Genomic DNA, 25,422 nt, shown 5'->3' on the forward strand with positions numbered 1-25,422 from the left:
TGGGCTAGCACGAGGTGATTGGGTCCCATGAGGATCTGCAGTCCTGATCACTACTTTGGCAGAAGCTCGCGGAGCGCCGCCACACCGAGCATGTGCTCGACCAGTAGCATCTTTAGCTTCGCGTTCTCCTCTTCCAGGGCGTTCAATCGCTTGGCCGCAGAAATGTCCATGCCGCCAAACTTGGCTTTCCAATTGTAGATCTCCGCTTCAGAGGTCCTGTGCCTGCGAGCTACGTCGGCCGCCTTCGCACCAGCCTCATGCTCCTTCAATATCGCGATAATCTGCTCTTCGGTGAATCTTGATCGCTTCATCTGTCCGCCCTTGTTGCGGCAAGAGTTGCTCGCCAGCTGGAGCAAATGCCCAATAAGAGGTCATCTGCCGCGCGCCAGGGCGAAACCTGGGTCGGAAGGTACTCCAGAAGGTTCGAGCTCAATGAAGTCTGCTGCAACTTCCCGTCTTTCAGGCCGGATAGGCCGAAGGTTGTCCTTGGCAAAGCGGAGCCCAAAGATGCAGACACCGATAGCTTGGCGGATCACACCGACGTTGAAAATATTCTGTATCGTGTAAATAGCGCCGATTTGTACGTGGCGCCGGGCGGCTTGGCGGCGGCTCGCCCCCAGGTAGATCCTTTCCTTGCAGAACAGCATTGCTGTGCAAGGGTAGCAACAAGCCTTCGACTAAGCCGGCGGATAGCGACAATGAGTTCTCATTGAAGACAAGTTTGGCGCGCGTCGCGTGGAGAGTGGGTTGGCTGGAACGCCAATTGGTCGTCTTGTGCGCAGTTCGCGGTGTTTCGCACGGCCCGGCAATGGCCATAGTTTGGAGCGCGCAAGTGCATTTGTCAGCATGTGCGCTCAATCGCGCAAATTGTCGCTGCAAATCGAATTTCATGGCTAAGTTCTGTGACTGAACCGCCATTCGCCTAGCCGCTGCAGAAGGCATGGAAGGATTATTTGAGAAAGATCCGGCGAACCAAAGGGGGCAAGCATCGAACTGATCGAGACTAGCTTGGCAAGGTCGAGTAGCAACGCTGAAGGTTGGCACGGGTACTATTTGTCTATCATCTGTCGTAACTCATCTGCCTGCGGATCGACGTCAGGCAGCTGTGCGAGAGCCGCAGCGAGCGCAAAAAATGCTCCGAAGGCCGCGAGTATAAGAGAGCACCCGAGTATCGCTGCACTAAGGTCGTCAGGGTGTCTCATCATCTGTGTCCTCGGGTGAATTGTGGGAGGCTACGCATCGCCCCGATCAGTTCTGCTCAACAGCTTCGACATGCCCGTCGCGCCACCGGTAAACGAGAAACCCAGGAGCCGCGTTGTCTCCCTTGGAATCAAACAGAACTGGGCCGACTACGGTATCGGTCGGGCGCGAACGAAGGGCGTCGGCGACCCGTCGAGCATCGAACGAGCCGGCCCGCTTCACCCCCTCTGCCCATGCTTGGACGGCTGCATAGGCGTAAAGCGTGTAGCCCTCGGCGGAGAGGTTGGCAGCTTTAAGTCTGGCCGTGATGCCGGCCGCGTTGGCATTCTTGGTGGGGTCGTCCATGAAGGTGAACAACGTGCCATTTCCGGCACTGCTGGTAATGGCCCAGAATTCAGAGGTCATCAGCGGATCGTTCGCCATGATGGTGAGGCCCGCACCCGCTTCTGACGCTTGGCGTACGATCAGTCCAACTTCGGTATGATATCCGCCGATATAGACGAGCCGCACCCCCCCGTTCTTCATCCTCGAGACCAGCGCAGCATAGTCCTTTTCACCCGCCACATAGCTTTGTCGAATGACGGTCTCACCTGACCTCTGAAGCTGTGCCGCGACCACGTCGGCAATGCCCTTGCCTGCCGTGCTCTTGTCATCGAGCACTGCGATTGTCTCGTTATGGTAGTTTTTGCGAATGTACTCTGCTGCAACGAGGCCCTGTTGGTCGTCGCGGCCGCAGATTCGAAATACCGTCTTAAGACCACGCTCCGTCAGCCTAGGATTTGTCGAACCAGGTGACATTTGAAGAATGCCCGCTTCGTCGTAGACGTCGGAGGCTGGAATCGACGAAGAAGAACAAAAATGACCAACGACCAGCCGCACGCGCTCTGCTGAAAGCTTGTTCGCCACTGCGACGGCTTGCTTGGGGTCACATGCGTCGTCGACGACAGTCAATATCAGCTTGCTATCTGGAAGTTGGCCCGATGCGTTCAATGCCTCGACGGCGGCAGCCGTGCCATCGCGCATTTGTGCGCCAAACGCAGCGCTGCTTCCGCTCATCGGACCAGCCACCGCAATATTGACGTCGGAGGCGCGCGTGGTCGAGGCAAGAGCGCTGAAAAGCAGCGCTGCACTTGCAGCCAAAGCGTGGCGCCTACCCAACATTGTAGAGCTCCAATGTTCACCTGAAGTGAGCCGCCTGCGTTGGCGGTCCGACTTGTCTCCGGACGTCGATGCGGTTGCTGAGCGAACTCGTGCACGTCAGCTCGGCCACACCGCAACCAGAGCTTACAATGTGACGTTACGTGCGGTTCAAGCGCTTTTTGAGGATGCGTCTGACCATGGCGGCGGCGGGAGGCTCGGGGGGGCCAGGCGGGAAGATCTGTTCGGTTGAGCCACGCACTCGGCCGTCGCGCCTCGAGCTGGTGTACGAGGCGTCAACGGCTCTCATCTAGATGGCCAAGACCAAGGGACAATTCCGCGCGTGCCTGGGCCATGCCGTCAGTACGGCTGATCTTCCAAGCCGGCAAGGGCGAGATCGAGATACTGCATGAGACTGGGATCCCAACCCGCCAGACTGCGCGGGGCGCTCAACCGCGCAAGGACCTTGAGGATCGTCGAAACGCGTGAATCAGCTCCGGCGATTTCGCCGATTAGCAACCGCGCTGCAACTGCGACAGCCTTTGCTCGCTCACCACAGGGATGTTCGCCTCTATCCATACAATCGCGCAGCTCGTCGCGAATCCGCCGCCACCGCTCGTCGCGCTCGGCGACCAGCTTACAGGTGCATCGCGAGGTTTGGTTACGCGTCTCAACCCGAGACATGGCTACCAAGGTGGCAGGCAGCTCGTCTACACTCACCTGGATCTCACTGTCCGTGGTCATGTCACGTAAACGATCTCGCAACAGGGTTGCTCGAGCGACTTGAAGTTCGATCCGCTCCAAATGTTTGCGTAGGAGATCAATCAGTGAAGTCGTGCCCTCCATAGCCTTCCGGATTTCGTGGAGGGAGAAGCCAAGCTCACGTAGCGCTCGAATCTGATGAACCCGTTGAACGCTTTCGCGATCGTACATCCGGTGACCGCCGTCAGTGCGTTCTGATGCGGCTAAGAGTCCCGTATGCTCATAATGATGCAGCGTGCGTACCGTCACTCCGGTCGCCTCTGCAAGTTCGCCAATGCGCCATCGACGCCTACGTGGTGTAGCTTTGCTCATGTTGTTCAATTTCAAAGCCTACAACCTGACGTCACGTGTGATTCAAGCTATTTCAAAGCTCTAGCTGGATCGTCTTCTATTCCAGCGTAAGAGATGGTGACTATCCTCAGAATGGCTGGCGATCAACCCTGAGGGGAAATGGTGATCAACAAGTTCATCAGGCGTGCCAGTCCAGACTCGCCGATCTCTGCACGCTCCAAGATGAGTTTGGCAACGGCTGTGCGATTTTCAGAAGTTCGCATCGATGGCGGTAACGCGGTGATTGCGCCGTCAAAGAGGCTTCCTAAGACAGAAAGTTCTTCCGGATCGAATACGCCTCTGTACTGTTCCAACGATCAGCTCCTTGTTGTCATTGCGCCAAGGCAGCGCACGTCGTCAAGACGTTTGGCCGCGGTAGGGCCAAAAGAAGTCAGACTGGCGACGCAAAGCGATGAAGGTGCGATGCACTTTAAGGTGATGCGACAAGGCAACACAGGTGCGCGGTGTTCTGCAGAATCGCACGAGCGAGTCCCGCCACCTCCGTAACGGATCGGTGTGAGGGCTGTGCGGCTCGGCGAAAGCGAATCGGCTGCGGCCGTGAGGAGCCCTACTAGCTCTGAGAGTGGACGGCGAGCTCCGAGCTGATCTTACTCATCTATATATGGCTGCTGGGCGAGGCAGTGTTGTGTAGGGCCTGGCTCAAGTGAGCATCAGCCGTGTGTTGCTTCGTCTCTGATGCGCGGCCCTCTAAAACCACGCGACAGGCGGCTTGAGCCGTCGCCCGCATGTCGATGGCGATCCTCAGGTGAGAGTCTCACAACAGCGTCGTGTTGGCGGCTGAGGCAGCGAAGCCGCGGGACGTTCATGAGCAAAGAATGAGCGTCGGTAGAGTAGTCTAAAATTCAGCTGTCGAAACATGCAGGCGGAGATTCGCGTAGCCTGCAAAGGGTCCTTACGATGGACGCGAGGCAGCTCTCGCCAAGCTTCTGTCAGTATCCGCTTGTCCCGAAGCGGAGATCATGGAGCACTCGTCAGGTACAGATGTCATGCGTGCCGCCTCCTGCAACAATATCTCTCGCATCCAGATGCTCTCCGGATCGCTATTGTGAAGGACTGGCCATTGGACCGCCTCGGTGAAGGAGGGGAATGACTGCGGAAGCTCGGCAATCCGAAGAGGCACCATCCTTTCGAAATGCTTAACGAGCCTGAATGGCATGGTCCCTATGCGGCTCGTGCCCTCCAGCATGGGCGGAATCGTGCCGTAGTTCTGCACGAGAACGTCGATGCGCCGGTTGAGGCCGCGATCGAGCAAAAAGCACTCCTCGATGGGAGGTTTGCGCGCAACTCCGACCTTAACCGCAACGTGGCTCATTGACATATATCGATCAAATGTAAGCCGTCGCTGCAGCTGCCCGTTCGTGCTGCAGCCCACACACACCAGCCTATCCTCGAACAGGGCTATCCGTGGGTGCGCGCTAGACATGAATAGTTCAGGCAGGATAACAAAATCAACCTCGCCACGCCGAAGAAGCTCATCGTGCTCATCCGTGAGCGCCACCAGTTCGAAGCTGACGGCGGGTGCCTCTCGTGCGACGCGCTCTACGACATGTCGGAAGAATACGACCGTTATGAAGTCAGAAAGACCGATCCTGAATCGCCGCGTCGATTGCGCCGGATTGAACGCGTCGCGAGCGATGATGGACAGTTGGATGTGCATCAGAGCCTCGCGAACGGGGACCCGCCAGTCCTTCTGCGCGTGCGGTAGGGACAAGTTCCCGGCCCCTCATCGCAAACATCTCATCGCGAAAGTAGGAGCGCAGCCGAGCAACGGCTGCGCTCATGGCCGGCTGGCTGAGGTTGATCTTGCGTGCTGCTGCGGTAAGACTGCGCTCAGTCATAAGAGCATCGAGGGCAACGAGAAGATTCAGATCCAGGCCTTTGAAACGCATATCCAACTATCCGACGCGATCGTCTTTACAGTGCATACAATGAGCGGCAATGGCTGCATCTGAAGCGGCAGCACTGGCTCGCCCGAATCAACTTCGTTCCTCTGGCGCGATCGCGAAAAGAAAGCTCGCGGATCATCGCAGAATGTCCGGCAGGGCGACCGGGCTCCGACCTACCTCTGGACCCGTCGGGCGCCAACCTGATCGAGCTCCGTCGATCCTGGGCCACACTGGCAACTCGGCCCGGTCGAGTTGCCAGCCGAAGTGCCGTGCCTATCGCGTATATTCGTGAGTTCGCCCGATGCGACCCATCGACGTCCACCAGCGCAGCGTTAGTCAGGAGACGAAACTACAACCTGACGCAGTGTCGGATTCAAGCAGTTAAATTGGCCCCATCAAATATCATTGTATCCGAGGACGTGAGTCCTTCCGCGACGGTGCCGGATCGTGCCCGCAGGACAGGCGTAGTAAACAACATTTTGCGAGATCATTACGTGCGCGAGCCGGCAGTCCATTGCCGGCGCACGCGCGCATTTTGCAGCGTGGCTGTACGCGACGCTGAAATGAGACAGCCGGCCAGCCCGCCGATGATCGGGTAGGGGTTGTTCTACTGCCGGGGGGCGGCTTGTGGCGAAGCTAGCCGCGCCTGCGCGCTGTGGGTTCCCGATGCCCAGATGCCATGTTGGATGCCTCCTCCAGCAAGATCCGCCGCATCCAAATGCTCGCCGGATCGGTATTGTGGAATGCAGGCCACTGCACTGCCTCGGTGAATGAAGGCAGGGGAAGCGGTGGCTCCACGATCCGTAAGGGCATTCGCTTTTCGAAATGTCTGGCAAGACGTAACGGCATTGTCCCTATACGGCCCGTATCCAGCAATATGGGCGGAATAAGGCTGAAGCCCTGCACAACGACCTCGATCCGTCTTTTCAAGCCGTGCTCGAGCAAAAACCATTCTTCGAGGTTGGGCCTCAGCGCCCGTCCGAACTTGGCAGCAACGTGCCCCATAGAATTGTATTTCTCGAAAGTAAGTGGCCGCGATAGCTGCTTGTTCGTGCGGCATCCCACGCACACGAGGGTCTCATCGAATAGCGTCGCCTTCGGATGCGCACTCGACATGAACAGTTCCGGCAGAATGAGAAAGTCGACCTCGCCGCGGCGGAGCAACTCACCAGGCTCATCGGAAACTGGCAGCAATTCGAAGCGCACTGTAGGCGCCTCCTGCGCGATACGATCGACAATCCTCCGAAAAAACACGATTGTCATGAAATCAGAGAGAATGACTCTGAAGCGTCGGCTCGACTGAGCCGGGTCGAACGCTTCACGAGAGATGATCGAGAGTTGGATGTGCAGCAGGGCCTCGCGAACGGGGCCTGCAAGCCCCTCAGCGCCGGGCGTCGGGACGAGCTCGCGACCTCTCATCGTAAACAATTCATCGCGAAAGTAGCTGCGCAGCCGCGCGATCGCGGCGCTCATAGCGGGCTGGCTCAGATTAATGTTGCGCGCCGCCGCTGTGAGGTTGCGCTCGGTCATTAGAGCATCGAGCGCAACGAGAAGATTTAGATCAAGTCCCTTGAACCGCATTTGTGAGTCTATCCATCGTATGGATGTGTTCTATCGAAACAATCGATTTTACCAAATTGCGGAATGTTGGATAGCAAACATCAGTTTGGAAAATGAATTAGGCATACCACGATGGCTGCTGGTCGCACGCGAGCTCGAAGAAGAACTCCTGGACGTGCGAGTGGCCGCCGAATCGGCGTGAGCAGTGGGTGTTGCTGCCACATGCGAGTTGCGCCAGTTGCGCCGTTTCCCTGTGCGACAAGCACGCGCTGCGATCGTAGGCAGGTCCCGCTAAACCTTCGTATGTGTGTTCCAACCCTTTCCATATCGGCGGTTTACCCGCGTACACTTGAGGGCCCGCTCAGCCTCACCTTAGTGTCGCGACCAATCGGCGTGCGCAGATTGCGGATGCCAAATAGTTGCGGCGGCTGACCAAATGGCGCGCCTATCCATCGCAGTACAAGGCGTGTCGAAGATGCATAGGACCGAACTTGATCTGGCGCCAGCTGGGCGCGCCATCGATGAGCTCTCCGCTCTCACCGCCACTGGCGCAGGGAAGTCCGCCATGAATATTGCCGCATCCAGGACTGCGGAAGCGCCTTCCGCGCGCACTCAAGTGCAGTGGAGCCGCCGCTGGGAAAACGAGCTGCAGCTCGCCGATCATACCGAGCTTGCCGACTTCTTCCGTAAGAGTTACGGGCCGACCGGTGCGTTCAATGCGCAGCCGTTCGAAGGCAATCGGAGTTGGGCCGGTGCAAGGCCTGAAGTCCGGATCATCGGTCACGACGCGCGCGGCGTTGCGGCTCATGTCGGTCTACTACGCCGCTTCATCAAGATAGATGGCATCGACCTTCTCGTGGCCGAACTTGGACTATATGCCGTGCGTCCCGATCTTGAGGGGCTTGGAATCAGCCACTCGATGCGCGTGATGTATCCTGTGCTGCATGAGTTAGGGGTGCCATTCGGTTTTGGCACGGTCCGGCCCGCGCTTGAGAAGCATTTTACCAGGCTGGTCGGAAGGCAGGGATTAGCAACCCTCATGTCTGGCGTTCGTGTCCGTTCCACCCAGCCAGATGTCTACCCCAATTTGTCGCCGATCCGCGTCGAAGACGTGCTCGTGGTGGTGTTCCCGGTTGGACGCTCAATCGGCGAGTGGCCGGCTGGAACGGTTATCGATCGGAACGGGCCCGAGCTGTGAACGAACTCATCCGCCAATCTGCTGCGCGGTGCGACTACGGTGGCGTCAACGGAAGTCGCTCGGTCTACTTGACCTTCGACGATGGGCCCAACCCATTCTGCACGCCATACGTCCTCGATTTGCTGACCCATCATCGGGTGCCGGCGACGTTCTTCGTTATCGGCACGTACGCGGCCGACCAGCCTGAACTCATTCGGCGAATGATCGCCGAAGGGCACGAAGTTGCAAACCACACGATGACGCATCCGGATCTGTCCAGATGCGAACCGGCGGAGGTACACAATGAGGTGCTCACGGCGAGCAGGGCCATTCGATTGGCATGTCCGCAGGCGTTGCCCAGGCACATGCGGGCCCCCTACGGCATATGGACCGAAGACGTGCTTGCTACGTCAGCCAAGGCAGGGCTCGCAGCTGTGCATTGGTCGGTCGATCCAAGAGATTGGTCGCGCCCCGGGGTCGATAGCATCGTGAACTCAGTGATGGCGGCCGTTCGCCCGGGTGCAATTGTGCTCCTGCACGACGGATATCCTCCGGATGAGGCGATATCGTGCACGGATGCCACATCGCGCGATCAGACGGTGAGGGCGCTGTCATATCTGATTCCGGCACTCCAGCTGCGCGGATTCGAAATCCATCCGCTTCCTCAACTTCACTGAAAAAATTGGCACCCAATGGACCTGCTCGCTACAACCAGCGCTGTCGCCGTTTCGTCTTATGCGCTGCTCTCGACCGTCTACAAGAGCGCGCAAGCGCTTTACGCTCAGCCGGCCAATACCTCGCAGCTGCACGACGATCTAGGACAAGCCGAGGTGGCTCTGCCCAGCGTAGATGTCATCGTGCCGTGTTTCAACGAGGATCCAGACACACTCTCTGAATGCCTCGCGTCGCTTGCAAGCCAAGACTACGCTGGAATGCTGCAGGTCCACGTGGTCGACGACGGATCCGCAAATCGCGACCTTGTGGCGCCTGTACATGCAATCTATGCGAACGATCCGAGGTTTCGCGTCATTTTGCTTGCCAAGAACGTCGGAAAGCGCAAGGCGCAGATTGCAGCGATACGCAACTCTTCCGGCGATCTGGTGCTCAACGTCGACTCGGATACGATACTTGCCCCTGACGTGGTAACGAAGCTTGTATTGAAGATGCAGCACCCCGAAGTCGGCGCGGCCATGGGCCAATTGGTGGCCAGCAATCGCAACGAAACCTGGCTGACCGAGCTGATCGATATGGAATACTGGCTGGCCTGCAACGAGGAGCGGGCGGCCCAAGCTCGATTCGGTGCGGTGATGTGCTGCTGTGGCCCATGTGCCATGTATCGGCGCTCGGCGCTCGCGATGCTGCTTGATCAATACGAAACGCAATTCTTCCGTGGAAAGCCAAGCGATTTCGGCGAGGATCGTCATCTAACGATCCTCATGCTCAAGGCTGGATTTCGAACCGAGTATGTTCCCGACGCGATCGCGGCTACCGTGGTGCCCGACAGCCTTGGGCCATATCTGCGACAGCAACTTCGTTGGGCCCGCAGTACCTTTCGGGACACGTTTCTGGCATTGCGTCTGCTCCCCGAGCTCGATGGCTATCTGACGCTAGATGTCGTCGGACAAAATCTCGGCCCCTTGCTTCTCGCCGTGTCGTCGCTGGCTGCACTCACACAGTTTGTCATCGCGGGGTCAGTGGCCTGGTGGACAGTACTGACGATTGCAGCAATGACGATGGTCCGTTGCAGCGTGGCGGCATTCCGTGCTCGCGATATGCGGTTTCTCGGCTTCTCGCTCCACACACCCATCAACATCTTTCTTTTGCTGCCGCTGAAGGCCTATGCGCTCTGTACATTGAGCAATAGCGACTGGCTGTCGCGCAAGGTCATCGTGACAAGCGAAGCAGAGAAGAAGGCTGCGGTCCCGCACACGACCGCCGCAATAGGCGCTGCAAGAAGCGGGGCGAGTTCCGGTGCAATTCGCAAGTCCGAGCGTCCGCACCTTCCATCGAGTGTGGCCGCGATCGAGATTTGCGGTCACGATCGATCGAGCGCCTACAAGTAGGTTGAAGGCCCATGACGCCGGACAACAACAACTACCAGCTACTGGAACGCGAGTTGGCTGTCGACGATCCATGGCGTCTCGATAGCAATTCGTTCGAGCAGGAGCGCTATGTGCAAATGCTCCGGATCTCGCGTTGCAACGGGGATGTTGCTCATGCACTCGAGGTCGGATGTGCCGCCGGCGCATTCACCGAAATGCTGGCGCCCCACTGCCAACAGCTCACCGTGGTGGATGTCATGCCACAGGCGATTGAGCGGGCGCGGCAACGGACCAAGAGATGGTCACATATCAGGTGGAGAACCTGCGACATTAAGCAGTTCTCGACTGCCGAGCGGTTCGATCTGATCGTCGTAGCCGAGGTTCTCTACTACCTCAAGGACGTCGTCGAGATGCACGCGGCCATCCGCAATCTGGCGGGTCTGCTTGCACCAAATGGCGCTCTGGTGTTCGGATCGGCACGTGATGCCACGTGTCGACGCTGGGGCCATGCTGCCGGCGCGGAAACGGTGATTGCTCTCTTCAAAGAGAGTCTGATCGAGGTCGAGCGTCTGCATTGCTACACTGAGTCGGTCAACGAAGACTGTTTGCTTGTCCTGTTCCGGAAGCCGACTAACTCGTCAGAACAACCAAATTTGGGTCATTAGGTCAGGGGTTCGTATGCGCATCTGCGGCATTAAGTTAACACACGATGGCGCAATTGCCGTCGTCGAGGACGGGCAGCTTGTCTTTTGCACCGAGCAAGAGAAGCGCGCCAACAGCCCACGCTACCAATCCGTCGATAACCTCGATGCAGTCGTGCTCGCATTGGCCGAACACGGCCTTGACCCTCGAGATATTGATCAGTTCGTCATCGATGGCTGGGATGGGGAGATTGAGTCGCAATTCCAGGTCCTGAGTGGGGCGGTTCCGATCGCGCTGAAAGGGGCGCCATATGTCGAGCGGCGTGCCGAGGGCCTTCTTGATTCCGTCGACGGCTACGGCCTGATCCTCGGTGGCAAGGTATTTCCCTATAAGAGTTACCCCCACGTGACGGGCCACGTCGCGTCGGCTTATAGCACCAGCCCCTTTGCCGGCGCCGGAAAACCCGCGTTTTGTCTGGTGTGGGATGGCTGTATTTTTCCACGTCTCTACTATGTCGAGCCGCGCGGTGCGCGGCTCATCGCGTGCCTGTTTCCGATGATCGGTCATGCTTATGCTGCCGCTGGCCTTCATTTCGGGCCTTACAGGCAGCCGAACCGCACCAATTGGGACTTGGGCATCGCCGGCAAGCTGATGGCCTATATCGCGCTTGGCTCTGTCGACGAATCCATCGTGACGGTGTTTCAGGACCTTTACGAAAAGCGCTTCGCGGCCGACACGGAGCAGGCGCGTCGCTATCGCGCCGATATCAATAATGCGGAGGCGTCGCTTGCGGCTGTGCACGAATTTTTTGAGGCGAGCGCGCCGCGCGTGACGGGCAAGCGTGCGGAGGACGTTCTGGCGTCGTTTCATGTGTTCCTGGAGCGTCTTCTTGTCCGGGAAATCGCGATGGTTCTGCTGCGGCACTCGTCGCTTCCGGGCGCGAGAAACCTGTGTGTCGCCGGGGGGTGTGGGCTCAATATCAAGTGGAATAGTGCGCTTCGCGCGACGGGATTGTTCGATGAGGTCTGGGTGCCGCCGTTTCCAAATGACAGCGGCTCGGCGATCGGCGCTGCCTGCGGTGCGATGGCAGCGAAAAATGGGTTCGGGCCACTCGAATGGTCAGTCTACAGCGGCCCGGCGCTACAGACCGGCGAGATTCAGTCGGAATGGGAGGCTGCGCCGTGCAGTCTACGAGAACTCGCGGCCATACTCGCCGACAACAAGCCCGTGATATTTCTCTCGGGACGCGCCGAGCTTGGGCCGCGCGCATTGGGTGGCAGAAGCATTCTTGCGGCAGCGACGTCGGCGACAATGAAAGATCATCTCAACGACATCAAGCGTCGCGAGCACTTCCGGCCGGTAGCGCCGATTTGCCTGGAGGATCGGGCGCCAGAGATCTTCAGCCCCGGCACGCCAGATCCTTATATGCTGTTCGATCACGAGACCCGGGCGGAATGGCGCGATAAGGTCCCCGCCGTCGTCCATCTGGATGGCTCCGCGCGGCTGCAGACGGTCGCCCGCAACTCTCCGCACAAAATCGCAGAGCTCCTCGTCGAATTTGAGCAGCTCACGGGCATTCCACTGCTTTGCAATACGAGTGCCAACCTGAACGGACGAGGATTCTTCCCGGATGCCGCCGCCGCCTGCCAATGGGGACGCGTCGAGCATGTGTGGTGCGACGGTCTGCTTTGGACCAAAACGCTCGTAGGAAAGACAACGTCGGCTGAACGGCTTCTGTCGGCCTAAGATGAACATGTCCACCGCGGCAATCGACCTTTCCGGCGTACGAAAGTCATTTGGCGGCAAGATCATTGTCGACGAACTGTCGTTCTCGGTTGCGCGCGGAGAATGCTTCGGCCTGCTCGGGCCGAATGGAGCCGGCAAGAGCACGATCGCGCGTATGCTCCTTGGTATGATCTCGCCGGATGCCGGCAAGATTACAGTGCTTGACGCGGCTGTGCCTGCGCGGGCTCGCGTCGCACGTATGCGCATCGGCGTAGTGCCGCAATTCGATAACCTTGAACTGGAGTTCACTGTACGAGAGAACCTGCGGATGTTCGGCCGTTACTTCGGCATGAGCGCCAGCGAGATCGAGGCGGTTGTACCTTCGCTGCTGGAGTTTGCGCGTCTTGAAAGCAAAGCGGACGTGCGCGTCGCTGCACTGTCAGGTGGCATGAAGCGGCGGCTCACGCTGGCGCGTGCTCTTATCAATGACCCGCATCTGCTCGTGATGGACGAGCCCACGACTGGTCTTGATCCGCACGCCCGTCACCTGATCTGGGAACGCCTGCGTGTCCTGCTTTCGCGCGGCAAGACGATCCTCTTGACTACTCACTTCATGGAAGAGGCGCAACGCCTGTGTAATCGGCTGTGCGTGCTCGAGAGTGGACGCATGATCGCCGAAGGAAAGCCGGAAGCCTTGATCGACGAGCATATCGGATGCGATGTGATCGAAATCTATGGCGGTGATCCGCATGAGCTCACTGAGTTGATCAGACCTTACGCGCGGAACATCGAAGTGAGTGGAGAGACGCTGTTCTGTTATGCACCATATCCGGAGCAGGTACGTGTGCAACTGCGCGGGCGAGCGGGCCTTCGCATTCTGCAGCGGCCGCCGAATCTCGAAGACGTGTTTTTGCGGCTAACCGGACGCGAGATGGAGAAATGAGAGATGGGTGAAAGTTTTGCCGCGCTGATGCCCGCTAACGCGTACAATTGGATCGCGGTATGGCGTCGAAACTTCCTGGCATGGAGGAAAGTCGCGCTTGCATCGGTTCTCGGCAACCTCGCAGATCCCATAACTAACCTGTTTGGCCTTGGCTTTGGTCTCGGGCTAATCGTGGGCCGCGTTGAGGGAACCTCGTACATCGCATTTTTGTCGGCGGGCATGGTCGCGACCAGCGCCATGACATCCGCGACCTTTGAAACCATGTATGCGACCTTTGCCCGGATGGGCGCCAATCGCACCTGGGAAGCAATCCTATCAACACAGCTCACGCTTGGCGATATTGTTCTGGGCGAATTGGTCTGGGCGGCCACTAAGTCCATTCTGGCCGGAACTGCAATCGGGATAGTCGCTGCCGTGCTGGGTTATGCTTCCTGGCCGTCCGTTTTGTATGTGATGCCGACGGTCGCCCTTACCGGCCTCGTCTTCGCCAGCCTGGCCATGGTCGTCATATCTCTTGCGCCAAGTTACGACTACTTCGTATTTTACCAGACGCTCATCATTACACCCATGGTGTTTCTGTGTGGTGCGGTCTTTCCGAACAGCCAGCTGCCGAGTTCCTTTCAGCACGTCGCGGGCTTGCTGCCGCTCGCACATTCGGTCGATCTCATTCGCCCAGCGATGCTTGAGCGCGCGGTCAGCGGCGGCGTTGCCGTCCATGTCGGTGCGCTTTGCATATACGCGGTGTTGCCCTTCTTTGTGTCGACAGCATTGTTTCGACGCCGCCTCCTGCGCTGACGAATTGACAGGCTCGCTGCACCGGTCCAGGCGGCGCGAAGGAGCCACCGGAATGGTCAATGATGATATCAAGCAGCTGTGCGTCGGTGCGGTCGATCAGTGCGCGACGCTCGGTACTCCAATAGAGTGGCCGGCGCGTGGGCGGAATTCGCCGTTGCCTTGGCTGTGTGCCTGGGCCGCTTGGATGGCGGATCGTGATAGTACAGGCGACGTAGGTGGAGCGGCGGTTGGCCTTCCTGAGATGATCAAAACGGAGAGCGCAATGTTGTGTCTGGGAGACAGGATCTGTGAAACCTCGCCCGAGCTGCCCCATAATTTCTCGCAGGGTGGCACTACGCTTCTCGCGCGGAGTAGCTGTGTGATCACTACGTCGAACAGCAGCACCTCAAGCGGGTCAAGCACTCCACCAGTTCTCAGATAATTAGGAGACAATAGGCATTCGGCTGAAAGCGGATATATCGGCGCAACCGTTCTGAACAGAGACAAGAGACAAAACGCTGAGAGCACCCGCTACGAGGATAGCGCTGCCATGAAGTTCTACCGACGCAAATCGCGAGCAGCGCAACTGCCGACCATAACATCGGCCAAGATCACATGTGAGGTGTTTCCGATGATATCTCTTGCTCAGGACGTAACGCAAATGCTTGATAGTGCGCAAAATGATCGCTTCGTTGTTTCTCGACGACGTACCGGGTTGGGCGACTGTCTGTGGTCGTTGGCAGCAGCTTGGCGTTTTGCGCAGCGGACCGGACGGAACCTGGTCATCGATTGGCGCGGGTCCTGTTATCTCGATCAACCATTCACCAACGCGTTTCCGGTTTTCTTCGAACCAGTTCAAGAGATTGGCGGTGTAAGGGTGATCTGCGACGACCAGATCAATGAGCGCTCATTTCCGGGGCCGTTCTTCCCGGCATGGTGGAATAGGCCGACCTTTGACTGCGTCTATCGGCCGGATGAGCAGATTTTCCGGGAACGCGACGAACTCGATCAACTGTTTCAAAGCGAGCAAGATTGCGATGCAAATACGGTCGTATGTGACGCCTGCTTGATGTGGCGCTGCGATGAGGAAGCCGAACGAGAGATCTTTCAGAGTATCAAGCCGCGATCCGAAGTGCGGACGCGGATCGATGCCATCTTCCGTGAGCACTTTGACCCGTACAGCGTGATCGGCATTCACGTCCGGCACGGCAACGGCGAAGATATTATGGGGCATGCGCCCTACTGGGCTGATCCGGAGCGCGCCTTGCGACAGGTCTGTGATGCCATTGATAAGGCGAAGGCGTTGCCGCATGCAAAACCGATCAGGGCATTCCTGTGCACGGACAGCGCGCTCGTACTTGAGAAGGTGTCAGCACTGTTTCCCGATGTCTTCACGATCCCAAAGCGCTTCCAGGCGCCTCAAGCCGGGCCTTTGCATAGTGCGGCACTCGGAGCCGAGGGCGGCGTTTCCGCCCTAATCGAGATGTATCTCCTTGCGCGATGCGACACTGTGATCCGTTTTCCGCCGACGAGCGCCTTCACACGTTATGCGCGCCTCTGTGCGCCGCGCGTGATAGAGTTTGATTTGAACGATCCGAGCCGATTGATCTTGATTGAGGAGCCATCACAAGAGCTCGTGGCTTCATGAAAGTTGTAACCCGTTTCATCGACCTGATGGCCGCTTTTTGCATCGAGCAGTGCTGCCGGTATTTTTCCGCGCGGCAACTGCTTGTTAAAACCGACACTCCAGCGACCCCTTGCACTGGAGAAAAGAAAGATGCGGCGGTCGGAAGACATCCGCTGAAGCTCGAACTCGACAAGAGTGGCCGTAGCGCACTGCCACCGCGTTAGACAGGTGGGCATCGGGCCTCGGCTTCGACACGCGCGGGCCGAAGCTGAAAGGCTTTCGTGGCTGCTGGCGGATTAAGTTATCGAATGGTCCGACGTCGAGCCGGCGAGGTCCTTTGCAGCCGCCGGCCACTCGCTCGCGCTGACCAGCACTTCGGGACTACGGTATCGGGCTGGCCCATTCAGCGTCCTAGTCTCAGTCTAGCTTCTTGATGCGAGATACCTGGCGTATTGAGGTGTCGCGTAAGGTTTCGGATCACAAAGACGACCGGCATCTCCGCCATCCTGAATGATCGTTGTAGCGACGAGTGACGGGCGCTGTTTGTCCGCTACATCCCTCGGCTCGGCGATCACAAGAGCGCGACTGAGTGTTGGTCTGAACAGTAGACAGAGTAGACTCAGGACTGTGGGCGATGCACTATCGCTGTCGTAAAGCGCACGCGCCGTGTCTCGAGTCCGCCAAGCGTTTGGCATGCGCGACATTAGGACGCAAAACCGGAGCGTCTTTGCGTGCATCGTAGTGGCCCAAATCCTGCTACGCGTTTGCCAGCGGCGCTACAGGAGGGGACGCGGGCGTGGGCTTCGATCTACCAAATGACGATCTAGTCGCAGGTCCGCTGCCTGAGACACATTTGAGCTGTCCCTTTCACGCCGATAAAGCCCGCGTCCATCGTGGTGAACAAAAGGCGATGTTGCTGACCGGGGCGTCGCGTGGAATCGGTCATGCCACCGCCAAGCTGTTTTCGGAGGCAGGCTGGCGCATCATTTCTTGCGCGCGGCAGCCGTTCGACGGCGAGCGGTGCCCGTGGGGGTCCGGGCGCGAGGATCATGTCCAGGTCGACCTCAGCAATCATCAAGCGCTGCCGCGCTTGATCACTGAGGTGAGGGAACGTTTGGCGGGCGCACCTTTGCACGCGCTAGTGAACAATGCCGGCATCTCGCCGAAGACGCCAGATGGAGACCGGCTGACCTCGTTGTCGACGTCAACCGAAACCTGGATGAGGGTGTTCCATTTGAATCTGGTAGCCCCGATCCTGCTAGCGCGGGGTCTATTTGACAAGTTAAGGGCCGCATCAGGGTCGATTGTCAACGTGACATCGATCGCTGGTTCGCGGGTGCACCCATTTGCCGGCAGCGCTTATGCGACGTCGAAAGCTGCACTTGCGAGCCTCACACGCGAAATGGCCCACGATTACGCGCCGCATGGTATTCGCGTGAATGCAATCGCGCCTGGCGAGATCAGGACGGACATGTTGTCGCCCGATACGGAAGCGCGTCTCGTGCCAAACATTCCGCTGCGCAGAGTGGGAACGCCGGACGAAGTGGCCAAGGTTATCTTCTTCTTATGTTCGGATGCCGCAAGCTATGTCACGGGCGCCGAGGTGCCGATCAATGGTGGGCAACATCTGTGAATCGAGCAAGCTGGCAACGCAGCTGTCTTGAGTTTCAGCTCTGAAGCTCTTGTTCCACGCTACGTCACGCACCCATTCCGAAAAAGTGAAATCACGGCACCTTAGAGTTACCGTCGTGCCATGAAGGTGTTACGCTTCTATGTCATCTCGTCAACTCGTAGCCCTAGACTGAGCATGACATGCAAAACGAAGTTCGTAAACTTGAACAAGTTGAGAGGGAGGATGATCAAGAAAACGGAGACCGCCTCATGCTGCATATTGCTTCCGCGCGCGAAAGACCTGCCTCTCACGCGGAGACGGAGCGCGAGCTCTCGGGCGAGCCGCTGGGCGAAAGCGCGCTGACCGGCATCTTCGAGATATCGAAGGTACTCACCGCTCCCTGCCGGCTCGAAGTCACGTTGGCCAACGTCGTGGGGCTTCTGCAATCGTTCGTGCAGATGCGACATGGTATCGTCTCACTGTTCGACGATGACGGGATGCCGGACATCACGGTGGGTGCCGGTTGGAGCGAAGGCAGCGACGAACGCTACCGGATGCGCCTGCCGCGGAAGGCAATCGACCAGATCGTTGTGACCGACAGGCCTCTTGTCGCCGAGAACGTGGCAGCGGAATCGGCGTTCAGCGCAGCTGACCTGGAAGTGCTCGGGGCTTCGGAAAATATGCCGGTGTCGTTCATCGGAGTTCCGATCCGGATTGACCCCAAAGTCGTGGGTACGTTGACGGTCGACCGAGTCCGTGACGATAGGTCGAACCTCCGGCTCGATTATGATGCGCGGCTGCTCGCCATGATCGCCAACCTAGTGGGACAGGCAGTGAGGCTGCATCGCTTGGTCGCCTGCGACCGCGAGCGGCTGATGACGGAGAAGGACCGTCTGCAAAAGCAATTGTTCGAGCTTAGGCAGCCGCCAAGGGAGCGTAAGAAGCTGCCGATCCACGGGATCATTGGCGACAGCCCGGCGCTGCGCGGGTTGCTCGAGAAGATCGCAGTCGTTGCCAAATCGAACAGCACGGTTCTGCTGCGCGGCGAATCCGGTACCGGAAAGGAACTTGTAGCCAAGGCCATTCACGAATCATCTTCCCGCGCCAAGCGGCCGTTCGTTAAGCTGAATTGCGCGGCGCTCCCCGAGACGGTGCTGGAATCCGAATTGTTCGGTCATGAGAAGGGTGCCTTTACTGGCGCGTTCAGCTTGCGCAAGGGGCGCTTCGAGCTTGCTGACAAAGGGACGTTGTTTCTTGACGAGATAGGCGAGATCTCAGCGCCGTTCCAGGCGAAGTTGCTGCGCGTCCTGCAGGAGCAGGAGTTCGAACGGGTCGGCAGCAACCAGACTATCAAAGTCGATGTTCGAGTTATCGCTGCGACCAACAAGAACCTTGAAGAGGCTGTAGCAAGAAGCGAGTTTCGCGCGGACCTTTACTATCGCATCAGCGTCGTTCCCTTGCTGCTGCCACCGCTGCGCGAAAGACGCAGTGACATTCCGCTGCTGGCCGGCGAGTTTCTCAGGAATTTCAACAACGAGAATGGCCGCGCGCTGACCTTGGAGGCGAGTGCGATCGATGTGCTGATGAACTGCGGCTTTCCAGGCAATGTCCGTGAGCTCGAGAACTGTATCGAGCGCACCGCGACCCTGTCGTCCGGACCATCGATCGTGAGAAATGACTTTGCATGTTGCCATGGTCAGTGCCTTTCCGCGATGCTCTGGAAAAGTACATCGGAGGAGGCGACAGTCCAGCCGGCACCGACCGTGCCCGTGCCGGTCAAGCCGATCACTTCGCTGTCTGAAGCGGCTGCGCTGGTCCCGCCCGTCGGCAGCGAACTGGCCTCGCCGGCGCCTCCCGGCACAGTTCTCGTAAGTGGCGCAAAGATGGCCGATCGCGAGCGGGTCATTGCGGCCATGGAAAAATCTGGTTGGGTGCAGGCAAAAGCCGCGCGCTTGCTCGGACTAACGCCGCGCCAGATCGGCTACGCGCTGAGGAAGTACGGAATCGAGATTAAACGGTTCTGAAGCGCGGTCCCGTGAGAGGACAATGGGGTTTCGGGGACGCATCCAATGAGATCGAATCGGAGGCGCGTCCGGCCTCGGCGGCAGATTACCATGCGTGACAGGATCAACTCGCCTGCGATGCCGGTTTGGTAAGGCGACGTGCGACGGCGGTCCATCTTGAGCGCGGGAGCATCAGGACCACGTGGGAATTGGGTCGGCTTCGCTCCAGGGCAAGAGGTTTCAGTTATGAGCATCGTGCGATTCTGCCCGCGCCTGTTGGGAACGGAGGTGATCTCGCAAGTCACTTGGCGTTCGTAGCTGGATGGCGCTGTCGCAGCTCCGACGCGCGTCGGTATTCTTTCGTCCGGAGCAGCGAGCTAGGTGTTTAGTCCCGGCGTTTCCCGGAGCGGCTTGAGTCTGAACCGTTCTGAGAAGAGTCCCGCATTGCAGAGTGTTAGACCCTTCAGGGTTTTCAGCCGCCCCTCGGCACTGCGCTTAAACTTGTCGTGTTTTCCGTGAGGCCACATGTTCTATTCGCGAGGTGCCTCGCGCGCCAAGCTTTTCAAACAGAGGTCGAAGCGATGATGAAGTAAACACAAGCGGAGCTCGCGTTTGCGCAAGAAATTGTTATCAATTTCTTATCATGCAGAGGAAATCCGGTCGAAGGGGCTGTCCTTACGTGCGGGGCCAAGGCAGCTATTTATTATGGCGGAGCATCTTAGCCGGTCGGTGAGTCACTCCATTAGACGAATTCAGAGAAGATTGAGTTGATCAGCCGTAAAGGCCGCTTGGGTCCGTCTGCTCGCCCCCAGTTTTCGCATAGCGTTTTTGATATGAAAATTGACGGTATTCTCGCTGATTTCTAGGATTTTCCCGATTGCCCATGACGATTTGCCCTCTTTCACCCAGCGCAGACAGGTGATCTCGCGTTGTGAAAGTGCAACCCGTTTGTCACCGCCGCTGCTAGAGGGGCGAGCAATCTCGCGATAGGCGATGTGAAAGTGCCAGGCTAGTGTGTTTAGATGGCCGATGCGATCCTGAGGATCAGCGTCATCGAAGGGTGATGCGAAGGACGCAACCGATACTTGCCCCAATGGACCAAATAGTGGCACGCTCATCCCATGCTTCAGGCCTGCGTCCCTCGCCTCGTCGAGTACGCGTTTCTCGTCGGGCTGAAGTTGATAGTGATCAGCGAGACGATCCCAAAGGAACGGTCGCGAAAGCGTCGGTGTTCGCCGGACCACCGGATCGATCATATGGTATTTGCGTTTGAAATATCGGTCGCACCACTCGGGTGGCCACTTCACAGCCACTGTGGGCGGTGGACACTCGCTAAGCTGGAGCGGCGCGTCGAAATTAAGCGTCCCGTAGGCAACTTCACTGAATCCCTCCTTCGTGGCAAAGTTTACCAGGAGATCGAACAGCGCTTTGAGCGAATGCGTCTGGCTTGCGCATTCGGTGAAACTAAAAAGATCCACGATCGTAGCCTTGCAGGCCCATTCAGGACTATCAATGTGTGGAGTGACGCTTGTTTCACGGCGAGTTAAATTCCGTTCCATGGCCTGCACTCTTACCTTTTGTCTTCATGAGAGCTTAGGGACGCCCACGTCGCTTTGCGTCACGCTGATCCCGGAGTTTGTTATCCTTCTCCAAGCTGTGCCGGCACAATCGTGCCGTCAAAGAGCGGAGCTTCTGTTCCTGTCCTTCGTGGAGATGCTGAACGTGCGGTTCGGGATTCAGTTGAGAGAGAGCGCTGGTGAACCAGGCGGTGCGCCGCTCGGCCCATACGGTGCTGACATCAATCCTCTACTTGCCGCCGAACCCAACAGCAGCGTCATTCTTCTTACTCCCCTTGCGAGTGGGACCGTGAGCGATTCGCTGATGCTGCTTTCTTGGATGGTCTCATGGATGCGGCCGTCGAGCAGCACGGTGACCGTTTCATGATGGCGGACGCCTGCGCAGGTGCGTTGGAGACGTCCAGCGCACATGAAGAACCCATGACGCAGATGATCCCCGCGCTGAAGGTGCAACTGGAGATACGCACAGTAGCGAGAGCTGCTTGATCCAGAGGATACTTTGCATGCGCATCTCCGAAGGGGAGAGATCGTGAATCTAACACAGCAACTGTCGTGCCAACTGCAGAGCTAGAAAAAAGCGAGCTGGAAACAATGGCTTCCGGGCAAGTCGGGCCCGGAGAATCGCGAACGCATTGCGGTAATGGTGACATCCGAGGAAAACGCGACGCACCATTTGCGTAAGCCCAGGCACAAGTTGGCCCAAACCACGAAGAGGGTAGCTTGCGGCCCTCGCCCTCTCTTCCAACCGGTCGGAAAAAGGAAGCGTTCCCCTCTCACAGCCCGGTCAAGTGCGAATACTGCCAATTGAAGAGCCGATCGTGGTAGACCGTCTTTCCGCTTCTTCCGGTGAAATGGCCGATTCTACTCTGCGCGCACGAGAGTTGCTCGGGCCTACCGAGCCGTTTCTCCGCGAAGGGACCCATTTTGGCAAGATTTGTGTGACCTTCTGATCGACAGTAGGTCGTTGAATCGTAGGACTGTCGTTGAGGCGGCTCAGCACATTCGCTTGTAATCTGCACGTATCCTCGCCACGAATGGTTCCTCTCCGCATAGTAGTGCCGACGAGCCGGAGGGCGCGTCCGGCTGAGATCGGCCATGCAGGTTTTGCTCGCTCGCGCCCCTCGGGCGGCCGTAAGCCTGCCAGGTTGAACCTTTGAAAGCATGGCTCCTGCGGGGCCAAACTCGATGCAGCTACAATCTGGCAAATCACTTCAGCGGTCCATGCCGCCGCCGGGTCTTGGCAAGACTAAGAGTTTTCGTTCGTCGAGTGCGACACAATGGCAGCTCTCTAGGAATTGCCCGCCGCGCCTTTCTCAGGACTTGCTCTGGTCGACCGATGGGTGAGCAATGGTCCGGGGTTCGATGTCCGCTGACATAGACTCGACTATCTCGATGACGCGTCGACGCGTCGGCAGAAGTTCAGAGCGCACGAAAGGCTGTTAAGAGACGAAAGGCCTGTGCGACCTCGTCAGAGCTGTTCTTAGGCGACAAGGGGGCTCCATACGCGAGTAAAGCTTAAAATCGCCCGATCCCCAATGCAAACAGAGAGTTAATCGTAATAATGCGGACAGGACAGGGATGCGAGGGCAGCCGCGGGAAATGTGAGTTTGCGTCACTCGGTGGCCAAGCAGGAATCTGATCACGTCGCGAGGCTCCGGAAGGTAAGGCGCCGCATCCTTCACCGCGAGCACGACTGGAGAAGGGGTGGGCGGCGGCAGATCGATGCGCGAAGGCTGGAGCTCCGTCTCGCGGGAGCCGGCTGCCGACATCCGTCGAATATTCGAAGCCGACGCGCGCCATGTACTGGGTCGCATTCGACGTGAGCTGCCTATTTTTTCTGCCAGAGTCCCTTGCTCCCGCAAAAATCCTATCCTATCTCAGCTCGGCCCGAAACTAGCACTCATGGGCATCGATTGCTAACATCTGAAAATCTCTAGCTCGTGCAAACGCTTAGGAGGACTGCATGAAATTCCGTCCGCTTCACGACCGCGTCGTGGTCAAGCGCATCGACGCTGAAGAGAAGACTGCTGGCGGCATCATCATTCCGGACAGTGCCAAGGAAAAGCCCTCGCAAGGCGAAGTCATCGCCGTCGGCCCCGGCGGCCGCGACGAGAGCGGCAAACTGACCCCGATCGACGTCAAGGTCGGCGACCGCGTCCTGTTCGGCAAGTGGTCGGGCACCGAGGTCAAGATCGACGGCGAAGACCTGCTGATCATGAAGGAAAGCGACATCATGGGCGTGCTCGACGTCCCCGCTTCCAAGAAGAAGGCCGCCTAACCAACCGCTCGCACCGCTCACCCCTGAGGAGCGCCTGCCGGGCGCCTCGCCAAGGGGGAGACCGATCTAAACACTCAGGGAAACCAATATGTCAGCCAAAGAAGTCAAATTCGGCGTCGACGCCCGCGACCGCATGCTGCGCGGCGTCGACATCCTCGCCAACGCCGTGAAGGTCACCCTCGGTCCGAAGGGCCGCAACGTCGTGCTCGAGAAGTCGTTCGGCGCCCCCCGCATCACCAAGGACGGCGTCACCGTCGCCAAGGAGATCGAGCTCGACGACAAGTTCGAGAACATGGGCGCCCAGATGGTGCGCGAAGTCGCCTCCAAGTCCGCTGACGCGGCCGGCGACGGCACCACCACCGCCACCGTGCTGGCGGCTGCGATCGTCCGCGAGGGCGCCAAGTCGGTCGCCGCCGGCATGAACCCGATGGACCTGAAGCGCGGTATCGACCTCGCGGTCGAAGCCGTCGTTGCGGACCTCCAGAAGAACTCGAAGAAGGTCACCTCGAACGAGGAGATCGCCCAGGTCGGTACCATTTCGGCCAACGGCGATGCCGAGATCGGCAAGTTCCTCGCCGACGCCATGAAGAAGGTCGGCAATGAGGGCGTGATCACGGTCGAGGAAGCCAAGTCGCTCGCGACCGAACTCGACGTCGTCGAGGGCATGCAGTTCGACCGCGGCTACATCTCGCCCTACTTCGTCACCAACGCCGACAAGATGCGCGTTGAGATGGACGACGCCTACATCCTCATCAACGAGAAGAAGCTCTCCTCGCTGAACGAGCTGCTGCCGCTGCTGGAGGCCGTGGTGCAGACCGGCAAGCCGCTGGTGATCGTCGCCGAGGACGTCGAAGGCGAAGCCCTCGCCACCCTCGTCGTCAACCGCCTGCGTGGCGGCCTGAAGGTCGCGGCCGTCAAGGCTCCGGGCTTCGGCGATCGCCGCAAGGCCATGCTGCAGGACATCGCGATCCTGACCGGCGGCCAGGCCATCTCGGAAGACCTCGGCATCAAGCTCGAGAACGTCACGCTCAACATGCTCGGTCGCGCCAAGAAGGTGATGATCGACAAGGAGAACACCACGATCGTCAACGGCGCCGGCAAGAAGGCCGACATCGAGGCGCGCGTTGCCCAGATCAAGGCGCAGATCGAGGAGACCACCTCGGACTACGACCGTGAGAAGCTCCAGGAGCGTCTCGCCAAGCTCGCGGGCGGCGTCGCGGTGATCCGAGTCGGCGGCGCGACCGAAGTCGAGGTGAAGGAGCGCAAGGATCGCGTTGATGACGCGATGCACGCGACCCGTGCGGCTGTCGAAGAAGGCATCGTCCCAGGCGGCGGCGTCGCTCTGCTCCGTGCCGCCGAGCAGCTCAAGGGCCTGCGCACCAAGAACGACGACCAGAAGACCGGCGTCGAAATCGTGCGCAAGGCGCTGTCGGCTCCCGCTCGCCAGATCGCGATCAACGCCGGTGAAGACGGTTCGGTGATCGTCGGCAAGATCCTCGAGAAGGAACAGTACGCCTACGGCTTCGACTCGCAGACCGGCGAGTACGGCAACCTGGTGTCCAAGGGCATCATCGACCCGACCAAGGTCGTGCGCACCGCCATCCAGAACGCCTCCTCCGTGGCGGCGCTGCTGATCACTACCGAGGCCATGGTCGCCGAGCTGCCGAAGAAAGCCGCAGCCGGCCCGGCCATGCCCCCGGGCGGCGGCATGGGCGGCATGGGAGGCATGGACTTCTGATCCAGCCGCATCGAACAATACGAGAATTACAGAGCCCCGGCACCAATGCCGGGGTTTTTTCTTGGTGTGCCGAGCATGTTCGACAGCTTGGAGGTGGAAGTCCTTTACCCAGCCTGATGGCGGCGAAGGGTTAGCGAAGCGCAAGGGCGTCATCGCGAGGTGGGGTCTGAAGGAAGCGTGGAGCAAACCTGCGGCCCGATGGACAAAAACCGGATAACGAGGCCTACCCAACCGGACGAGCGAGCCAATGATCGCAAAGTCCACAGTCATCAAGGGTTGGGGTGGTAAATCCGGCGGGCGTGCAGGGAAGGCGGTCGAACTTACCTCGGGAGATCTTCGGCGTGTCCGGGCGACCGGACTGAGCGGGCCGCAAGGTCCGTGATCGCGA

General features: G+C 58.8%; 19 protein-coding genes and 2 pseudogenes. 14 read left to right on the forward strand and 7 right to left on the reverse strand.

Annotation, left to right across the window (positions count from 1 at the left end; genetic code table 11):
• Positions 1-53: 53 nt before the first annotated feature.
• The 6 genes and pseudogenes from ACVW1B_RS02830 to nodD1 form a co-directional block, all read right to left on the reverse strand.
• Positions 54-311, reverse strand: a pseudogene (locus tag ACVW1B_RS02830) (transposase); the annotation flags it as partial.
• 937 nt (positions 312-1,248) lie between these two features.
• On the reverse strand, positions 1,249-2,361 hold the full coding sequence (locus ACVW1B_RS02835; RefSeq protein ID WP_253603412.1) for a branched-chain amino acid ABC transporter substrate-binding protein: 1,113 nt from the start codon (positions 2,359-2,361) through the stop codon (positions 1,249-1,251).
• Positions 2,362-2,697: 336 nt separating this feature from the next.
• On the reverse strand, positions 2,698-3,411 hold the full coding sequence (locus tag ACVW1B_RS02840; RefSeq protein ID WP_176731412.1) for a MerR family transcriptional regulator: 714 nt from the start codon (positions 3,409-3,411) through the stop codon (positions 2,698-2,700).
• A 122-nt stretch (positions 3,412-3,533) separates the two neighbouring features.
• The gene (locus ACVW1B_RS02845) at positions 3,534-3,743 is read right to left on the reverse strand and encodes a hypothetical protein (protein WP_081334890.1); all 210 of its coding nucleotides are present in this window, start codon (positions 3,741-3,743) and stop codon (positions 3,534-3,536) included.
• A gap of 599 nt (positions 3,744-4,342) precedes the next feature.
• Positions 4,343-5,339: pseudogene (nodD2, locus tag ACVW1B_RS02850) on the reverse strand (transcriptional regulator NodD2).
• Between the two features lie 633 nt (positions 5,340-5,972).
• Positions 5,973-6,917, reverse strand: a complete 945-nt coding sequence (gene nodD1, locus ACVW1B_RS02855) for a transcriptional regulator NodD1 (RefSeq protein WP_069280017.1) — start codon at positions 6,915-6,917, stop codon at positions 5,973-5,975.
• A 544-nt stretch (positions 6,918-7,461) separates the two neighbouring features.
• On the opposite strand from nodD1, the gene ACVW1B_RS02860 reads away from it, so the two are divergent.
• From ACVW1B_RS02860 to nifA, 11 genes are all read left to right on the forward strand, one after another.
• Complete coding sequence (locus ACVW1B_RS02860) at positions 7,462-8,094, forward strand: NodA family N-acyltransferase (protein WP_069280041.1); 633 nt, start codon at positions 7,462-7,464, stop codon at positions 8,092-8,094.
• Entirely contained in the window at positions 8,091-8,750 is a 660-nt protein-coding gene (gene nodB / locus ACVW1B_RS02865; RefSeq protein ID WP_069280016.1) for a chitooligosaccharide deacetylase NodB, read from the forward strand. The genes ACVW1B_RS02860 and nodB overlap by 4 nt, the downstream gene beginning before the upstream one ends.
• A 15-nt stretch (positions 8,751-8,765) precedes the next feature.
• Entirely contained in the window at positions 8,766-10,136 is a 1,371-nt protein-coding gene (gene nodC, locus ACVW1B_RS02870) for a chitooligosaccharide synthase NodC (protein ID WP_081334889.1), read from the forward strand.
• Positions 10,137-10,147: 11 nt separating this feature from the next.
• Positions 10,148-10,780, forward strand: a complete 633-nt coding sequence (gene nodS / locus ACVW1B_RS02875; protein ID WP_069280015.1) for a nodulation methyltransferase NodS — start codon at positions 10,148-10,150, stop codon at positions 10,778-10,780.
• A 13-nt stretch (positions 10,781-10,793) separates the two neighbouring features.
• Positions 10,794-12,503, forward strand: a complete 1,710-nt coding sequence (gene nodU / locus ACVW1B_RS02880; RefSeq protein ID WP_069280014.1) for a nodulation protein NodU — start codon at positions 10,794-10,796, stop codon at positions 12,501-12,503.
• 1 nt (position 12,504) lies between these two features.
• Positions 12,505-13,425 (forward strand): nodulation factor ABC transporter ATP-binding protein NodI, encoded by a 921-nt coding sequence (gene nodI / locus ACVW1B_RS02885; protein WP_245314072.1) that lies wholly within the window; start codon positions 12,505-12,507, stop codon positions 13,423-13,425.
• A gap of 3 nt (positions 13,426-13,428) precedes the next feature.
• On the forward strand, positions 13,429-14,220 hold the full coding sequence (locus tag ACVW1B_RS02890; RefSeq protein ID WP_069280013.1) for an ABC transporter permease: 792 nt from the start codon (positions 13,429-13,431) through the stop codon (positions 14,218-14,220).
• A 610-nt stretch (positions 14,221-14,830) separates the two neighbouring features.
• Complete coding sequence (locus ACVW1B_RS02895) at positions 14,831-15,847, forward strand: nodulation protein NodZ (RefSeq protein WP_276327028.1); 1,017 nt, start codon at positions 14,831-14,833, stop codon at positions 15,845-15,847.
• The gene (locus ACVW1B_RS02900) at positions 15,844-16,050 is read left to right on the forward strand and encodes a hypothetical protein (protein ID WP_141713652.1); all 207 of its coding nucleotides are present in this window, start codon (positions 15,844-15,846) and stop codon (positions 16,048-16,050) included. Before ACVW1B_RS02895 ends, ACVW1B_RS02900 begins: the two co-directional genes overlap by 4 nt.
• A gap of 572 nt (positions 16,051-16,622) precedes the next feature.
• On the forward strand, positions 16,623-17,459 hold the full coding sequence (locus ACVW1B_RS02905) for an SDR family NAD(P)-dependent oxidoreductase (protein WP_069280012.1): 837 nt from the start codon (positions 16,623-16,625) through the stop codon (positions 17,457-17,459).
• 179 nt (positions 17,460-17,638) lie between these two features.
• Complete coding sequence (nifA, locus tag ACVW1B_RS02910; RefSeq protein ID WP_069280011.1) at positions 17,639-19,462, forward strand: nif-specific transcriptional activator NifA; 1,824 nt, start codon at positions 17,639-17,641, stop codon at positions 19,460-19,462.
• A 731-nt stretch (positions 19,463-20,193) separates the two neighbouring features.
• On the opposite strand, the gene ACVW1B_RS02915 is transcribed toward nifA, so the two are convergent.
• Positions 20,194-21,000, reverse strand: coding sequence for a LuxR family transcriptional regulator (locus ACVW1B_RS02915; RefSeq protein WP_256558520.1), 807 nt, complete (start codon positions 20,998-21,000; stop codon positions 20,194-20,196).
• 345 nt (positions 21,001-21,345) lie between these two features.
• Here ACVW1B_RS02915 and ACVW1B_RS02920 point away from each other — a divergent pair, with 345 nt between their 5' ends.
• The 3 genes from ACVW1B_RS02920 (at position 21,346) to groL (ending at position 25,034) form a co-directional block, all read left to right on the forward strand.
• Positions 21,346-21,504: a hypothetical protein gene (locus ACVW1B_RS02920; protein ID WP_176731409.1), complete on the forward strand. Its 159-nt coding sequence runs from the start codon at positions 21,346-21,348 to the stop codon at positions 21,502-21,504.
• A gap of 1,477 nt (positions 21,505-22,981) precedes the next feature.
• A complete protein-coding gene (groES, locus tag ACVW1B_RS02925) occupies positions 22,982-23,296 on the forward strand; it encodes a co-chaperone GroES (protein WP_069280009.1) in 315 nt (104 codons plus the stop codon).
• 88 nt (positions 23,297-23,384) lie between these two features.
• Positions 23,385-25,034, forward strand: a complete 1,650-nt coding sequence (groL, locus tag ACVW1B_RS02930) for a chaperonin GroEL (RefSeq protein WP_253603410.1) — start codon at positions 23,385-23,387, stop codon at positions 25,032-25,034.
• Positions 25,035-25,422 lie beyond the last annotated feature (388 nt).

It is taken from the genome of Bradyrhizobium sp. USDA 4502 (assembly GCF_054063355.1).

Excerpts from the sequence above, each read along its gene's own strand:
- ACVW1B_RS02835 (WP_253603412.1), bottom strand. The coding sequence starts at position 2,361 with ATGTTGGGTAGGCGCCACGCTTTGGCTGCAAGTGCAGCGCTGCTTTTC.
- ACVW1B_RS02840 (WP_176731412.1), bottom strand. The coding sequence starts at position 3,411 with ATGAGCAAAGCTACACCACGTAGGCGTCGATGGCGCATTGGCGAACTT.
- nodD1 (WP_069280017.1), bottom strand. The coding sequence starts at position 6,917 with ATGCGGTTCAAGGGACTTGATCTAAATCTTCTCGTTGCGCTCGATGCT.
- ACVW1B_RS02860 (WP_069280041.1), top strand. The coding sequence starts at position 7,462 with ATGAATATTGCCGCATCCAGGACTGCGGAAGCGCCTTCCGCGCGCACT.
- nodC (WP_081334889.1), top strand. The coding sequence starts at position 8,766 with ATGGACCTGCTCGCTACAACCAGCGCTGTCGCCGTTTCGTCTTATGCG.
- nodS (WP_069280015.1), top strand. The coding sequence starts at position 10,148 with ATGACGCCGGACAACAACAACTACCAGCTACTGGAACGCGAGTTGGCT.
- nodU (WP_069280014.1), top strand. The coding sequence starts at position 10,794 with ATGCGCATCTGCGGCATTAAGTTAACACACGATGGCGCAATTGCCGTC.
- nodI (WP_245314072.1), top strand. The coding sequence starts at position 12,505 with ATGAACATGTCCACCGCGGCAATCGACCTTTCCGGCGTACGAAAGTCA.
- ACVW1B_RS02890 (WP_069280013.1), top strand. The coding sequence starts at position 13,429 with ATGGGTGAAAGTTTTGCCGCGCTGATGCCCGCTAACGCGTACAATTGG.
- ACVW1B_RS02895 (WP_276327028.1), top strand. The coding sequence starts at position 14,831 with ATGATATCTCTTGCTCAGGACGTAACGCAAATGCTTGATAGTGCGCAA.
- ACVW1B_RS02900 (WP_141713652.1), top strand. The coding sequence starts at position 15,844 with ATGAAAGTTGTAACCCGTTTCATCGACCTGATGGCCGCTTTTTGCATC.
- nifA (WP_069280011.1), top strand. The coding sequence starts at position 17,639 with ATGCAAAACGAAGTTCGTAAACTTGAACAAGTTGAGAGGGAGGATGAT.
- ACVW1B_RS02915 (WP_256558520.1), bottom strand. The coding sequence starts at position 21,000 with ATGGAACGGAATTTAACTCGCCGTGAAACAAGCGTCACTCCACACATT.
- ACVW1B_RS02920 (WP_176731409.1), top strand. The coding sequence starts at position 21,346 with ATGGATGCGGCCGTCGAGCAGCACGGTGACCGTTTCATGATGGCGGAC.
- groES (WP_069280009.1), top strand. The coding sequence starts at position 22,982 with ATGAAATTCCGTCCGCTTCACGACCGCGTCGTGGTCAAGCGCATCGAC.
- groL (WP_253603410.1), top strand. The coding sequence starts at position 23,385 with ATGTCAGCCAAAGAAGTCAAATTCGGCGTCGACGCCCGCGACCGCATG.